The 362-nt window shown below is 58.6% G+C and carries 1 protein-coding gene; it reads right to left on the bottom strand.

Going from position 1 to position 362, the window contains the following annotated elements; genetic code table 11:
• Positions 1–98: 98 nt before the first annotated feature.
• Positions 99–362: PDZ domain-containing protein (locus E5W87_RS21585; protein ID WP_292401962.1), on the bottom strand; the 264-nt coding region annotated here is incomplete at its 5' end.

Genomic DNA, 362 nt, shown 5'->3' with positions numbered 1-362 from the left:
CTACAGGCTCTCGCGCAAGGATTGGCAGGCAACAAAAAGGGCGGCTCGCTAGCCGCCCTTTTTCCCTTAAAATCAAAGCAGTGCAGGCGTTACCGGACTCAATCCATCCGAATCGTCACAAACCGCAATTCGCCAGTCTTCGACGCCAGCATCAGCAAGGCGTTCTTGCGTCCCTGCTCCTTCAATGCAGCAATCCGATCCATGACATCCTTGGGCGTGGCAACCAATTCCTGGGCGATCTCGGTGATCACCTCGCCGGCCTGAATACCGCGTTCGGCGGCGGCCGAATCCTTGCTGACGTCGGTGATGACGACGCCGGAAACGTCGGCGGCGATGCCGAATTTCGTCCGCGTCTCGTCGTT

The sequence above is a fragment of the Mesorhizobium sp. genome (assembly GCF_004962925.1).
GTDB lineage: Bacteria > Pseudomonadota > Alphaproteobacteria > Rhizobiales > Rhizobiaceae > Mesorhizobium.
Note: the sequence above shows the minus strand (reverse complement) of the source record. Positions and strands in the feature narration are given on the sequence as shown.